We start from the raw sequence: 13,008 nt of genomic DNA, 5'->3' as shown, positions 1-13,008 counted from the left end.
CCTGAAACATTTTCAGGATTTTCAGAATAATGGCCTCCGATCCGATTCCGGCCCCCGACAAGCCGCTCGACCTGCTCGACGTCGCGCTGTTCGTGCGCGCGGCGCTGCTCGCGAACGTCACCGCGGCCGGGCGCGAGTTCGGCGTGTCGGCCGCGGTCGCGAGCGCGCGCATCGCGCAGCTCGAGCGCCAGCTCGGTGCGCGGCTGCTGCACCGCACCACGCGCCGCATCAGCCTCACGCAGGACGGCGAAGTCTTCATGACGCACGCCGACACGCTGCTGTCGGCCGCCGACGCCGCGCGCGCGTCGGTCGGCCACGGCCGCACCGAGCCGTACGGGCGGCTGAAGGTGTCGATGTCGTCGTCGTTCGGCCGCCAGCATGTCGCGCCGGTGATTCCCGCGTTCCTGCGCCGCTATCCGTCCGTGTCGCTCGACCTGCGGCTGTCGGACGAGATCGTCGACCTCGTCGATGATGGTTACGACGTCGCGATCCGCCTCGGCACGCTGAAGGATTCGACGCTCGTCGCGCGCAAGCTGGCCGCGAACCGCCGCGTGCTGTGCTGCTCGCCCGCGTACCTCGCCGCGCACGGCACGCCGCGCCATCCGGCCGACCTTGCTCACCACGAGTGCGTGATCCTCGGCGACCAGCGCGACTGGTCGTTCGCCACGCCGCAAGGCCCGCTCACCGTGCGGGTCGGCGGCCGGCTCGTCGCGAGCAACGGCGAGGCGATCCGCGAAGCGCTCGTCGACGGCTTCGGGATCGCGATCAAGTCGACCTGGGACGTCGGCCCGCTGCTCGCGAGCGGCGCGCTCGTCACGGTGCTCGACGACTATCCGTTCGCGGAAGACATCGCGATCTGGGCCGTCTACCCGAGTCGCGCGCACGTCCCGCTGAAGACGCTCGCGTTCATCGCGTTCCTGGCCGAGCATTTCGGCGATCCACCATACTGGGATCGCGCGGACGGGTGAACACCGGCATACGTCCGGCGATCCGCCGTACGCACTGCCCTGGCGGCTACCCGTGCGGGATCTGGCGGCTATCCGATAGCTATCCGATACCAACCGGCTACAATGACGCGTTCGCGACGCCATGGCCCGCTGCCGAGGGGCCGCGCTCGCAGACGGCCGCCCATTGGCCGCGCACGCTTTTCATTCGCTTCCCAACCATCCCGTCATGACCCACAACCTCGTCATCCAGAGTCTTGCGCCGCTGTCGGACGCCCATCACAAACCGCTGCTCGCGCTGTCGCGCGGCACCCGCATCGTGCGGATCGACGATCACGCGCTGCGGATCGACGACGCGAGCCCGGCGCAGCGCCTCGACATCGATGCGTACTGCGGCACGCATGCGCTCGACTTCGCGTTCGTCGAGGCCGGCCGCACGCTCGGCGATTTCGGGCTCGCCGTGATGGACATGGATTCGACGCTGATCACGATCGAGTGCATTGACGAAATCGCCGATTTTTGCGGACTGAAAACGCAGGTCGCCGAGATCACCGAAGCGTCGATGCGCGGCGAGATCCGCGACTTCAACGAAAGCCTCACGCGCCGTGTCGCGCTGCTGGCCGGGCTCGATGCGCACGCGCTCGAACGCGTGTACGAGGAACGGCTGCAACTGTCGCCGGGCGCAGAGACGATGCTCGCCGGCGTGAAGGCGGCGGGGATGAAGACGCTGCTCGTGTCGGGCGGCTTCACGTTCTTCACCGAACGGCTGAAGGCGCGCCTCGGCCTCGACTACGCGCATGCGAACACGCTCGAGATCGTCGACGGCAAGCTGACCGGCAAGGTGCTCGGCGAGATCGTCAACGCCGACGTGAAGGCCCGCCTGCTGCGCGAGACGTGCGCGTCGCTCGGCCTCGAGCCGAGCCGTGCGATCGCGATGGGCGACGGGTCGAACGACCTGAAGATGATGGCCGAAGCCGGGCTGTCGGTCGCGTTCCACGCGAAGCCCGTCGTGCGCGACGCGGCAACGGTCGCGTTCGATCACGTCGGCCTCGACGGGCTGCTGCGGCTGTTCTGATCCTGCCGCACGTCGAATGAAAAACGCCGGCGCGATATGGCATCGCACCGGCGTTTTGTTTTTCTGCTGAACGTGATCGGCTGACGATCAGCCCAGTGCAGCCTGCATCGCGCGCTCGATATCCGCACGCAGGTCGGCTTCGTCTTCCAGGCCGACATAGAAACGCACTAGCGTGCCGCGATGCGGCCAGTCCGGACGCATCGACGCAACGTCGTAAGGCATCGCGAGGCTGCACGCGCCGCCCCAGCTCCAGCCGATCGCGAACAGTTCGAGCGACTCGACGAAGCGGTCGATCTGCTCCGGGCTGTAGCGTTCGTCGAACACCACCGAGAACAGCCCGCCCGCACCGGTGAAATCGCGCACGAACGACGCGTGCCCCGGGCAATCGGCGATCTGCGGGTGCAATACCGCCGCGATCTCCGGCCGCGCCTTCAACCATTGCGCAAGCGCGAGCGCGCTCTTGCTGTGCGCGTCGAAACGCACCTGCATGCTCGGCAGGCTGCGCAGCACGAGCGAGCAATCGTCGACCGACACGCCGACCCCGCAGCGCATCCGCGCGAGCTTCAGCTTCGCGTGCAGTTCCGCGTTCGCGGTGATCGTCGCGCCCATCAGCACGTCGCTGCCGCCCGACTGGTACTTGGTCAGCGCCTGCACCGAGATGTCGACACCGTGTTCGAACGGCTTGAACGCGAGCCCGGCCGAGAACGTGTTGTCGATCGCGGTGACGACGCCGCGTGCCTTCGCGGCCGCCGCGATCGCCTGCACGTCGGGCACTTCCATCGTCACCGAGCCAGGTGCCTCGATCCAGATCAACCGCGTATTCGGCTGGATCAGCTCGGCGATGCCGGCACCGATCAGCGGATCGTAGAAGCGCGCGGTGATACCGAAATCCTTCGCGAGCCAGTTGCCGAAATCGGCGTTCGGCCCATACACGTTGTGCGGAATCAGCACGTCGTCGCCGGCTTTCACGATCCCGAAGTAGACGTTCATGATGGCCGCGAGGCCCGACGGCTGCAGCAGCGCATGCGTGCCGCCCTCGATCTCGGCGAGCCGCTGCGCGAGCGCGAGCGACGTCGGCGTCGCATGCAGCCCGTAGCGCCACTGGTTGTCGTTGTGCCAGACGAGCGCACGCATCGTCGCGAGATCGGGGAATACGACCGTCGATGCGCGCGCAACCGGCGGCACGAACGAACGGAAGCCTTCCGGGATCACGTCGTCGGGTTGAACGATGCGGGTTTGCAGTGCGCGCTTGGGAGTGGATGCAGTCATGACAGGAAGCCGGGCACGAGGCCGTTCGGTTGCGGAATATGTCGCTAGATTAGCCAAAATCGGCGCAATTGGCCCGGTACAATGCGCGCCGCATGCACCGAGCCAGCGCGGGTTCAGTCGTCGGTGCGCAGGTTGACGACGCCGCCAACCGTCTCGATTTCCTGCACGCGGCCGTCACGCACCTGCAGCGCCGTGCGCTTGCCCGGCGCGAGACGCAGCACGACGGGTTGCGGGTCCGACTCGTCCGAATTCATCCGGTCGGCCTTCAGGGCGCCCGTCGCGTCGAAGCGGCCGATCCACACGCCCGTGATGTTCGTGCCGTCGTTCGATTCCTCGATTTCGAGCGTGTCGCCGTCGCGATCGCCCGCGAGCAGCACGACCTCGCCGGTATCGGCGAACTGGTATTCGCCGTGCACGCCTTCCTCGTCCGTCTTCGGGCCGAGATGCACGACGATCGGCCGGTCGCCGAGCGTGCCTTCGTAGCGCGGCAGGCGGGCGAACTCGGGATTCGGCTTCAGCGGCCGCGCCAGTGCCGGTTCATCCTGCTGCACGCCCGGCGCGACGGCCTGCGCCGCGACCACGCCCGGCATCGCCATGCCCGCGGCCAGCGCGCCCGCGACGACGAGCGCCCGTTGCCATTGCGAATATCGACCCACCGTGTGTTGCTCCTTGCTTCAGATTCGCTCGAAAATCGCGGCGATGCCCTGCCCGCCGCCGATGCACATCGTCACGAGCGCATATCGGCCGCCGATGCGCGGCGACTCGGACAGCGCCTTGACGGTGATCAGCGCGCCCGTCGCGCCGATCGCGGTACGCGCGCGGCTCACCACCGCTTCACGTTGCATGCCGCATCAGCCTTGCAGCAGGCGCTCCACCGCATCGCGGTGCGGAATCGGCGCGACCGCGCCGTAGCCCGTCGTCGACAACGCCGCCGCTGCGTTCGCATAACGCGCCGCCGCGAACGGATCGTCGCCCGCGACGATCCGCGCGACGAAGGCACCGCCGAAGCAGTCGCCCGCGCCCGTCGCGTCGACGGCTTCGACCGTGAAACCCGGCACGACGCGCCGCTCGTTCGGCGTCGCCACGTACGCGCCGTCCTTGCCGAGCTTCAGCGCGACGACCTGCGGCCCGTGTTCGAGCATCGCATCGACGATCGCGTCGCGATCGTTCGCGCCCGTGAGCGCCGTCACGTCGTCCCAGCTCGGCAGGCAGATGTCCGTCTGGCGCAGCGCCTCGCGCATCACCGCACGAGCGCGCGGCAGCGGCCACAGCTTCAGGCGCAGGTTCGTGTCGAAGCTGACCTTCGCGCCGTGGCGGCGCGCGTGGTCGACCGCCGCGAATGCAGCATCGCACGCGGCCGTGCTGATCGCCAGGCTGATGCCCGACAGGTGCACGGCCTTCGCGGCGGCCAGCGCGTCGAGCGGCAGGTCGCCCGTTGCATAGCGGCTCGCCGCCGAGCCTGCGCGCAGGTAGTCGAACTGGTGGCCGTCGGCGCCGTGCGTGACGAAATACACGCCGGTCGGCGCCGCGCGGTCGATCCGCACGTACGTGGTATCGACGCGTTCCGCGTGCCACATGTCGGCCAGCAGGCGGCCGAACGGATCGTCGCCGATCGCCGACACGAAGCCCGTCGACGCGCCCTGGCGCGCCGCGGCGATGCAGAAGTTCGACGTGTCGCCGCCGAAGCCCTGCAGGAATTCAGGCCGGCCCGGCTGCGACTGGTTGAATTCGATCATCGCCTCGCCGAGCGCGAGGATCTCCGGAAATGCGGCGGTCATCGCTTACACCTCGCCCCACAGATCGTGGCCGTCGGCGCCCGTGATCTTCACGGACACGAAATCGCCGACCTTGTAGCGCTTCGATGCCTTCGCCGCCGGCTCGACATAGACAACACCGTCGATCTCCGGCGCATCGGCCGCCGTGCGGCCGATCCCGCCTTCCGCGCTGACTTCGTCGATCAGCACCTTGAGGGTCTTGCCGACCTTGCGCTGGATGCGGTTCGCCGACACTTCCTCGGCGACTTCCATGAAGCGCGCGCGGCGTTCCTCGCGAACCTCATCCGGCAGCGCACCGTCGAGTTCGTTTGCAGTCGCGCCTTCGACCGGCGAATACGCGAAGCAACCGACGCGATCGAGTTCCGCCTCGCGGATGAAGTCGAGCAGCGTTTCGAACTGCTCTTCCGTCTCGCCGGGGAAGCCCGCGATGAATGTGCTGCGGATTGTCAGGTCGGGACAGATCTCGCGCCACTTCTGCACGCGCTCGAGCACCTTCTCGGCGTTCGCCGGACGCTTCATGCGCTTCAGCACTTCCGGGTGCGCGTGCTGGAACGGCACGTCGAGGTACGGCAGCACGTGGCCCTTGAACGGACCTTCGGCCATCAGCGGAATCACTTCGTCGACGCTCGGATACGGATACACGTAGTGCAGGCGCACCCATGCGCCGTACTGCGCGGCGAGTTCGCCAAGCGCGGCGACCAGGTCGGTCATGCGCGTCTTGATCGGCTTGCCGTTCCAGAAGCCCGTGCGGTACTTCACGTCGACGCCGTACGCGCTCGTGTCCTGCGAGATCACGAGCAGTTCCTTCACGCCCGACTTGAACAGGTTCTCCGCTTCGAGCATCACTTCGGCGACCGGGCGCGACACGAGGTCGCCGCGCATCGACGGGATGATGCAGAACGTGCAGCGGTGGTTGCAGCCTTCCGAAATCTTCAGGTATGCGTAGTGACGCGGCGTGAGCTTGATGCCGGCCGCGGGCACGAGATCGGTGAACGGGTCGTGCGGCTTCGGCAGGTGCGAATGCACGGCCTGCATCACTTCGCCCACCGCGTGCGGGCCGGTGACGGCGAGCACCTTCGGGTGGACTTCCTCGATCAGGTTCGAGCCGCTGGCGCTCGACTTCGCGCCGAGACAGCCGGTGACGATCACCTTGCCGTTCTCGGTCAGCGCTTCGCCGATCGCGTCGAGGCTTTCCTGCACGGCTTCGTCGATGAAGCCGCAGGTGTTCACGACGACGAGGTCGGCACCGTCGTAGGTGCCGGAGATCTCATAACCTTCGGCGCGCAGTTGCGTGATGATCTGTTCGGAGTCGACGAGCGCCTTGGGGCACCCGAGGGATACGAACCCTACTTTGGGGGATTGGGACATCTGGAATGTGGGGGCGTGGCAGCAAAAGCGTGAGTTTACAGCGATTTAGTGTCCGGCGATCCAAAAACGAGCGGTTGACGACGATGCGCGTCTCCCGCTCGAATGCCCGGCCCGTTCCGGGCCGGCTGCCGAGCCGGACCTGATATGCCCCTTCATTTCCGGGGAAGCCGCGTTGCGGCGCTGTCCCCGACGCCCGTCAGCCGGCAAGAATCGCCCCGGCGCCGCTGCCCGCTATGAGAAAATCCGGGCGTCCATCCATTTCAATCGACCCAACGGGGCACGCATGACCACCCACATCACGATCGAATTCACCGAGCACGCAGCGGAAGCCATCGGCGAGCAGACCAGCACCAGCTTTTCGTATGACCAGGGCGCGCATGTGCCGCAACCGGGCGACTTCGTCGAACTCGAGAATTCGCGCCAGACGTTTTTCGTGATCGGCCGCGTGTTTTCGCTCAAGGCCAACTACAGCGCCGTCAAGCTCGTGCTCGACCTGCCTCCGTCGGGCGGCGAGCAGGATTTCGATCCGGTGCACTGACGCACGACGAGACGCGTTACGACGGCCTGACCCGATGACCATGCAGCGCCTGCCTGCACGAGGCGCTGCGTTCATCGCCACACCCGCGTCAATCCTGCCTGGCAGGCACATACCGGGCCTGCATCAACCCGCTCGGCAACCGCTTCGTATCGTCGAGCTGCAGCCGTGTCTGCGGCAGGTCGTTGCCGAACAGCGGAATCCCCTTCCCGAGCACGATCGGCACCCAGCTGAGCGTGATGCTGTCGACGACGCCGGCCGCGATGCCTTCCCGCGCCGTCGTACCGCCGTCCAGATAGACATGACGATGGCCTTGCGCTGCCAACTGGCCGAGCAGTGTCGTGAGCGCCCCGTCGAACGGCTCTTCGCCGTGGCGCGAAGCCAGCTCCCGACGGGTCATGACCACCATCCGCTTGCCGGCATAGGGCCACGGGTCAAACGCAATCACCGTGTCGTAGGTGTTGCGCCCCATCACGATCACGTCGATGTCGTTCATCAACGACGTATAGCCGGTTTCATCCGGCGAGTCCGACGAAAACGCCTCCAGCCATGACAGATCGCCGTTTTCGCCGGCGATGAATCCGTCGAGACTGAGGGCGAGAAATACGCTGACTCGTGGGCGCATACAGGCATCCTTTCATGAATGTAAGGATGCCGAGTATAGCCACGATCGCCGTGCGCTGCCGCTGCGCTGACAGGACGCCCCCGTTTTCGGGTGTGGCGGCGGCGCCCGTCGTCCGTTCGATCGCCCGCGCTCTCCCTCGTCGAATTACGCGCCCATCATCGCGCTCGCGGCCAATCGCCCAAGCTGGGGTGCCAGGATCACGCCAGGATGCGCGACGACGGCATAAACCCCTGCAACACCCGGCAAAAATCCGTTGATCGGCGCTCCGTCGTTCGTCATCGGCCGAAGCGCCGATTTCGCAGAGAGCGGCGTGAGGGTCGGCGGATCGGCAAACAACGCCGAAATTTCCGAGGCGGTACGGGCAGCGAGCGCGGCAAGTCCACTGTCGCCCTCTTCCGGAGGATCCGCGGCCGACAGCAGGCTGCCCGACGGGCCGACACGCACTTCAAGATCCTGCCCGTAGAGCAGGTGGCTGATGAGACCCGGCTCGGCAGCGAAACGCATCAACACGGCCGGCTCCTCGCGAACAGGCAGGGACACGCCCAGGCCCGCGGCGATGGCAACCGCGGAAGCAGCGTTCGCCAGGACGACGACATCCGCCGGCACATGCCCATGCGCGGTATGCACGCCGACAGCGCGCCCATTGTGCGTTTCGACCGCTTCGACTGCGCAACCGCACCGGATCTGCGCGCCAGCGGCCTGCGCACCGGCCAGCAACTGATACGCCAAGTCGATCGGCTCGACCACGAAATCGTCCGGCGCCCATGCAATCAACTCGGGAAGCCGCGCAAGACGCGGCTCCATCCGGGCCACCTCTCGACGACCCAACGCTTCCATGCGCACGCCCGCCGCGCGCTGCTCGTCGATCAAGGCAGCGGTCTGCGCATCCGTGTCCAGCGAGACGAGTGCCCCGCGCGTCGTCACCGGCAACGGGCCCAGCTCGCGCGCCAGCCGGGCGAACTCCGGGAGCGCTGCGAACGTACGGGAGAAGCTGGACGGGCTTTCAGAAGGAAACGCGCTGCCGGTACCCACCCAGCCGAACGACCAGTGAGTCGCGCCAGCTGCGGCCGTAGCCTGCTTTTCCAGCAGCGTGACCTGCGCGCCCGATCGCGCAAGATGCCATGCGGTGGATGCACCGACGATGCCGCCGCCGACCACGACGACGCGTAGCGTGTTGTTTCCCATGAGTGACATTCAGACGTTGCGGGATTTCGACTATACCGTCCGCCCCTCTTCGCCGCTGTGCGGCTGCCTGCTGCCCGGCATTGCGAATCGTCTCGCCCGCTCGCTCGGCCCGGCGTCAAAGCGATCAATCGACATCCACTGCGCCTGGGGCGGACTGACGCAACAAAAAAGCCCGCCGAGGCGGGCCTTGCTCAAACACGCGATTCGGCACGTCACCGCATGTCCGGAAACACCGACGCCTTCAGGCACCGCTCGAACCACACCGCGTCGTCTCCGTCGCCGATCGGCCACATTTCCGCATCGAGTTGCGGCAACCCGGCGACGGGCACCGACGCGTGATTATCGCCACCGGACGTCCCCGCCCGCATCCACGCCGAATGGGCGCCACCGTCGTCGCACGCACTCCCATGCGCCGGCGCTTCGCAGAACGCCACGGGTCGCACCTTCCCGCCGTCAGTCGCGCTCACCGACCGGTACTGATAGACCGCACCGGTCGCCCAGTCCTCGCTCTGGCTGCAGACCCGCGCACGATGCTGCACATGGACCGCGCCGAAGCACGCATAGGAAACGTGCGCACCACTCGCATCGTCGGGAAGGAAATCGCAGTTTGCATCGAAACCGGTGAGCGGGCCGCCCGTGTATTTCGCGAGCCACTGGCGCTCGGCCTGCGCACGCGCGATCAACCCTTTGTTCGACTGATCGGCCAGCACGGCGGTGCGCCGATCGATGGTCTTGCGCACCTCGTCGACGGCCAGCGGGTGGCCTTCGTAATCGGCGTCGAGACGGTTGTTGCGCGCATCGATCCAGCGGCGCTGGCTACGCATCAGCATGTCGCGGATAGCGGTATCCGGCGCGGCCTTCAACGCACCCGCATAGGCCGCATTCATGCGCGCGTCGGCCGCGCGCAGCACGGCGCTCGCGCAAATGCGCTTCTCGATCGGTTGCACGGCTTTCGCGCAGTCCATCGCAAAGGCCGGTACCGCCACGCCAACGCCCATCGTGAATATCGAAGCAAGACCGGCCAGCCTGCGGGCCCATGCCATTCGAATCCCTCGCATGCTCTCTCTCAATTCGTTTTTCTTGGTCGCACTGCATCGATGCCGCATCGCCCGTCACGGCCTGTCGTGCCCGGTCGCCGATACGCATTTCGCCGCAGGCAGTTGCCATGCTTCGCCGTGCAGCGCCGCTCATGGTACGCGTACCGGCAGGAACGCACACCATCCGGCGGGGCACGCTCCGGGTTTCCTGCGCAGGTGACTGGATCTCGATCGACCGGACAACGGTCATGCACGCCCGACCCGGCGCGCGCATTCGGTACCGACGGCCATGAACGACCGTCGGCGAGAGGGTTCGGCAAGCGCCGGCCGCACCTCGTCGCGCCCGAATGCGCGATCGGCCGACCCGCACCGCGTAGCTTCGCGGCACCGACGCCCGACGGGTTGCCCGCCGCGGTCGGCCTGCCGCGAAACCATTACTTCTTTTCCGGCTCCGATGCGCCCGGTTGCTTGAACGGGAACGTGCTGAACATCGACTTCGCCTGGTTCTGCATCTGCTCCTGCATCTGCACGAACATGTTCTTCGACTGCTCGATGTAGCTGGTCATCATCCCTTGCATCATCGGCGCCTGCATGTTCATGAACTGCGACCAGACTTCCGGATTCATCGCATTGCCTTCGTACAGGTTCTTCGACTGATCCGAGAGCTTGTTCTGGATGTCGATGAACGCCTGGATGTTCTTTTCCAGGTACGTGCCCATCATGCCCTGCATCGCATGCCCGTAGAAACGGATGATCTGCGACAGCATCGACGACGAGAACATCGGCACGCCGCCGCTTTCCTCTTCGAGGATGATCTGCAGGAGGATGCTGCGCGTCAGGTCTTCGTTGGATTTCGCATCGACGACCTTGAAGTCCTCCTGCTCCAGCACGAGCTGCTTCACGTCGGTCAGCGTAATGTACGTGCTTGTCTCGGTATCGTAGAGCCGACGGTTCGGGTACTTCTTGATGAGCCGTTCGGCCGTCTTCTTTGTAGTAGTCATGTAACGCCTTTGAGTGCAGCGTAGCGGAAGTGACGAATCCCCGCCGCCCGAATCCGGGAGGCGGGGGCCTTCGGAAAACGCCCGGCTGCGCGGCCACCCGGCCCGCGCAGCGCGGACGCTCAGCCCATGTGCAGGCCGCCGTTCAGCGAGAAGTCGGCGCCCGTCGCGAAACCGGAATCGTTCGACGCGAGCCACGCGACGATCGAACCGATTTCCTCCGGCCCGCCGAGACGCCGCACCGGGATCGTCGCGACGATCTTCTCGAGCACGTCCGGGCGAATCGCCTTCACCATGTCGGTGCCGATGTAGCCCGGCGACACGGTGTTGACCGTCACACCCTTCGTCGCGACTTCCTGTGCGAGCGACATCGTGAAGCCGTGGATGCCGGCCTTCGCGGTCGAGTAGTTGGTCTGGCCGAACTGCCCCTTCTGGCCGTTCACCGACGAAATGTTGATGATCCGGCCCCAGCCGCGTTCGACCATCCCGTCGATCACCTGCTTCGTCACGTTGAACAGGCTCGTCAGGTTGGTGTCGATCACGGCCGTCCAGTCTTCGTGCGTCATCTTGCGGAACACGACGTCGCGCGTGATGCCCGCATTGTTGACCAGCACGTCGATCTCGCCGACTTCAGCCTTGACCTTGTCGAATGCTTCCTTGGTCGAGTCCCAGTCGCCGACGTTGCCTTCCGACGCGATGAAATCGTACCCGAGTGCCTTCTGGTCCTCGATCCATTTCACGCGGCGCGGCGAGTTCGGGCCGCAACCCGCGACCACCTTGAAACCGTCTTTCAACAGGCGCTGGCAGATGCTGGTGCCAATGCCGCCCATCCCGCCCGTTACATACGCAATTCGCTGAGACATGAATCTCACTCCATTTTCTTGGTTTCGAGAGCTGCCGGAGGCCCCTCTGACTTCACGTGGCGCCGGCCGAAACCGCAATCGGCCGGCACACGGATTCGGTTCGCTGGTCGCGAATGGCCGCTTATGGACGGCCGGTTACGGACGGCCGGTTACGGACGCTCGACCGCGAGCGCGACGCCCATCCCGCCGCCGATGCACAGCGACGCCAGCCCGCGCTTCGCATCGCGCTTGGCCATCTCGTGCAGCAGCGTCACCAGGATCCGGCAGCCCGACGCACCGATCGGGTGGCCGATCGCGATCGCCCCGCCGTTCACGTTCACCTTCGACGTGTCCCAGCCCATCTGCTTGTGCACTGCCAGCGCCTGCGCTGCAAATGCCTCGTTGATCTCCATCAGGTCCAGGTCGCCCGGCGTCCAGCCCGCGCGCTCCAGGCACCGGCGCGATGCCGGCACCGGGCCCATGCCCATCACGCTCGGATCCACGCCCGCGTTCGCGTACGCCTTGATCCGCGCCAGCGGCGTCAGGCCAAGTGCCGCCGCCTTCTGCGCCGACATCACCAGCACCGCCGCCGCGCCGTCGTTCAGCCCCGACGCGTTCGCCGCCGTCACCGAGCCGTCCTTCGAGAACGCCGGCTTCAGCCCGGCCAGCGATTCCGCCGTCACGCCGTGACGCACGAATTCGTCGGTGGCGAACTGCAGCGGCTCGCCCTTGCGTTGCGGAATCGCCACCGGCACGATTTCATCGTTGAAGCGGCCGGCCTTCTGCGCGGCTTCCGCCTTGTTCTGCGACAGCGCCGCGAACGCGTCCTGCTCCTCGCGCGTGATCCCGTATTCCTTCGCGACGTTCTCCGCCGTGATGCCCATGTGGTACTGGTTGTACACGTCCCACAGGCCGTCGACGATCATCGTGTCGACCAGCTTCGCGTCGCCCATCCGGAACCCGTCGCGCGAGCCCGGCAGCACGTGCGGCGATGCGCTCATGTTCTCCTGGCCGCCCGCGATCACGATCTCCGCGTCGCCCGCGACGATCGCGTTCGCCGCCAGCATCACGGCCTTCAGGCCCGAGCCGCACACCTTGTTGATCGTCATCCCCGGCACTGCGCTCGGCAGGCCGGCCTTGATCAGCGACTGCCGCGCCGGGTTCTGCCCGGAACCGGCCGTCAGCACCTGGCCCATAATCACTTCGCTGACCTGATCAGGCTTCACGCCCGCACGCTCCAGCACCGCGCGGATCACCGTCGCGCCCAGCTCCGGCGCCGCAATCTTCGCAAGCGAACCGCCGAATTTGCCGACCGCGGTCCGCGCGGCCGATACGATCACTACGTCCGTCATTTC

At 66.5% G+C, this 13,008-nt stretch carries 13 protein-coding genes and 1 pseudogene; 3 read left to right on the top strand and 11 right to left on the bottom strand.

Translation table 11 applies throughout. The annotated features are described in order from the left end of the window. The first annotated feature begins 29 nt into the window (after positions 1 to 29). Positions 30 to 968 carry a LysR family transcriptional regulator gene (locus LGN19_RS11495; RefSeq protein WP_226214696.1) on the top strand — a complete coding sequence of 313 codons (939 nt, stop codon included), beginning with the start codon at positions 30 to 32 and terminating at the stop codon, positions 966 to 968. A gap of 205 nt (positions 969 to 1,173) precedes the next feature. Next, a complete protein-coding gene (gene serB / locus LGN19_RS11490) occupies positions 1,174 to 2,019 on the top strand; it encodes a phosphoserine phosphatase SerB (protein WP_226214694.1) in 846 nt (281 codons plus the stop codon). A gap of 87 nt (positions 2,020 to 2,106) precedes the next feature. On the opposite strand, the gene LGN19_RS11485 is transcribed toward serB, so the two are convergent. From LGN19_RS11485 to rimO, 5 genes and pseudogenes are all read right to left on the bottom strand, one after another. Further along, positions 2,107 to 3,288 carry a cystathionine beta-lyase gene (locus tag LGN19_RS11485; RefSeq protein WP_226214692.1) on the bottom strand — a complete coding sequence of 394 codons (1,182 nt, stop codon included), beginning with the start codon at positions 3,286 to 3,288 and terminating at the stop codon, positions 2,107 to 2,109. Between the two features lie 113 nt (positions 3,289 to 3,401). Continuing rightward, positions 3,402 to 3,944 carry a hypothetical protein gene (locus tag LGN19_RS11480; protein WP_226214691.1) on the bottom strand — a complete coding sequence of 181 codons (543 nt, stop codon included), beginning with the start codon at positions 3,942 to 3,944 and terminating at the stop codon, positions 3,402 to 3,404. An 18-nt stretch (positions 3,945 to 3,962) separates the two neighbouring features. Further along, positions 3,963 to 4,094 (bottom strand): annotated as a pseudogene (locus LGN19_RS11475) (acetyl-CoA C-acyltransferase); the annotation flags it as partial. Between the two features lie 45 nt (positions 4,095 to 4,139). Next, positions 4,140 to 5,066, bottom strand: coding sequence for a sugar kinase (locus tag LGN19_RS11470; RefSeq protein ID WP_174959296.1), 927 nt, complete (start codon positions 5,064 to 5,066; stop codon positions 4,140 to 4,142). 3 nt (positions 5,067 to 5,069) lie between these two features. Then, positions 5,070 to 6,431, bottom strand: coding sequence for a 30S ribosomal protein S12 methylthiotransferase RimO (rimO, locus tag LGN19_RS11465; protein WP_174959294.1), 1,362 nt, complete (start codon positions 6,429 to 6,431; stop codon positions 5,070 to 5,072). Between the two features lie 283 nt (positions 6,432 to 6,714). On the opposite strand from rimO, the gene LGN19_RS11460 reads away from it, so the two are divergent. After that, positions 6,715 to 6,969 (top strand): hypothetical protein, encoded by a 255-nt coding sequence (locus LGN19_RS11460; RefSeq protein ID WP_174959292.1) that lies wholly within the window; start codon positions 6,715 to 6,717, stop codon positions 6,967 to 6,969. 88 nt (positions 6,970 to 7,057) lie between these two features. Here LGN19_RS11460 and LGN19_RS11455 read toward each other — a convergent pair whose 3' ends face one another. The 6 genes from LGN19_RS11455 to LGN19_RS11430 form a co-directional block, all read right to left on the bottom strand. Next, complete coding sequence (locus LGN19_RS11455) at positions 7,058 to 7,591, bottom strand: dihydrofolate reductase family protein (protein WP_174959290.1); 534 nt, start codon at positions 7,589 to 7,591, stop codon at positions 7,058 to 7,060. A gap of 144 nt (positions 7,592 to 7,735) precedes the next feature. Further along, the gene (locus tag LGN19_RS11450; RefSeq protein WP_226214689.1) at positions 7,736 to 8,776 is read right to left on the bottom strand and encodes an NAD(P)/FAD-dependent oxidoreductase; all 1,041 of its coding nucleotides are present in this window, start codon (positions 8,774 to 8,776) and stop codon (positions 7,736 to 7,738) included. Positions 8,777 to 8,988: 212 nt separating this feature from the next. Next, positions 8,989 to 9,774, bottom strand: a complete 786-nt coding sequence (locus tag LGN19_RS11445) for a lysozyme inhibitor LprI family protein (RefSeq protein ID WP_226214687.1) — start codon at positions 9,772 to 9,774, stop codon at positions 8,989 to 8,991. Between the two features lie 473 nt (positions 9,775 to 10,247). Then, positions 10,248 to 10,814: a polyhydroxyalkanoate synthesis repressor PhaR gene (phaR, locus tag LGN19_RS11440; RefSeq protein ID WP_226214685.1), complete on the bottom strand. Its 567-nt coding sequence runs from the start codon at positions 10,812 to 10,814 to the stop codon at positions 10,248 to 10,250. Positions 10,815 to 10,933: 119 nt separating this feature from the next. Next, on the bottom strand, positions 10,934 to 11,674 hold the full coding sequence (locus tag LGN19_RS11435; protein ID WP_166964704.1) for a 3-ketoacyl-ACP reductase: 741 nt from the start codon (positions 11,672 to 11,674) through the stop codon (positions 10,934 to 10,936). A gap of 149 nt (positions 11,675 to 11,823) precedes the next feature. Next, positions 11,824 to 13,005 carry an acetyl-CoA C-acetyltransferase gene (locus LGN19_RS11430; protein ID WP_122945538.1) on the bottom strand — a complete coding sequence of 394 codons (1,182 nt, stop codon included), beginning with the start codon at positions 13,003 to 13,005 and terminating at the stop codon, positions 11,824 to 11,826. Between the last annotated feature and the right edge of the window lie 3 nt (positions 13,006 to 13,008).

The organism is Burkholderia sp. AU30198, from assembly GCF_020419825.1.
In the GTDB taxonomy this organism is placed as follows: domain Bacteria; phylum Pseudomonadota; class Gammaproteobacteria; order Burkholderiales; family Burkholderiaceae; genus Burkholderia.
Note: the sequence above shows the minus strand (reverse complement) of the source record. Positions and strands in the feature narration are given on the sequence as shown.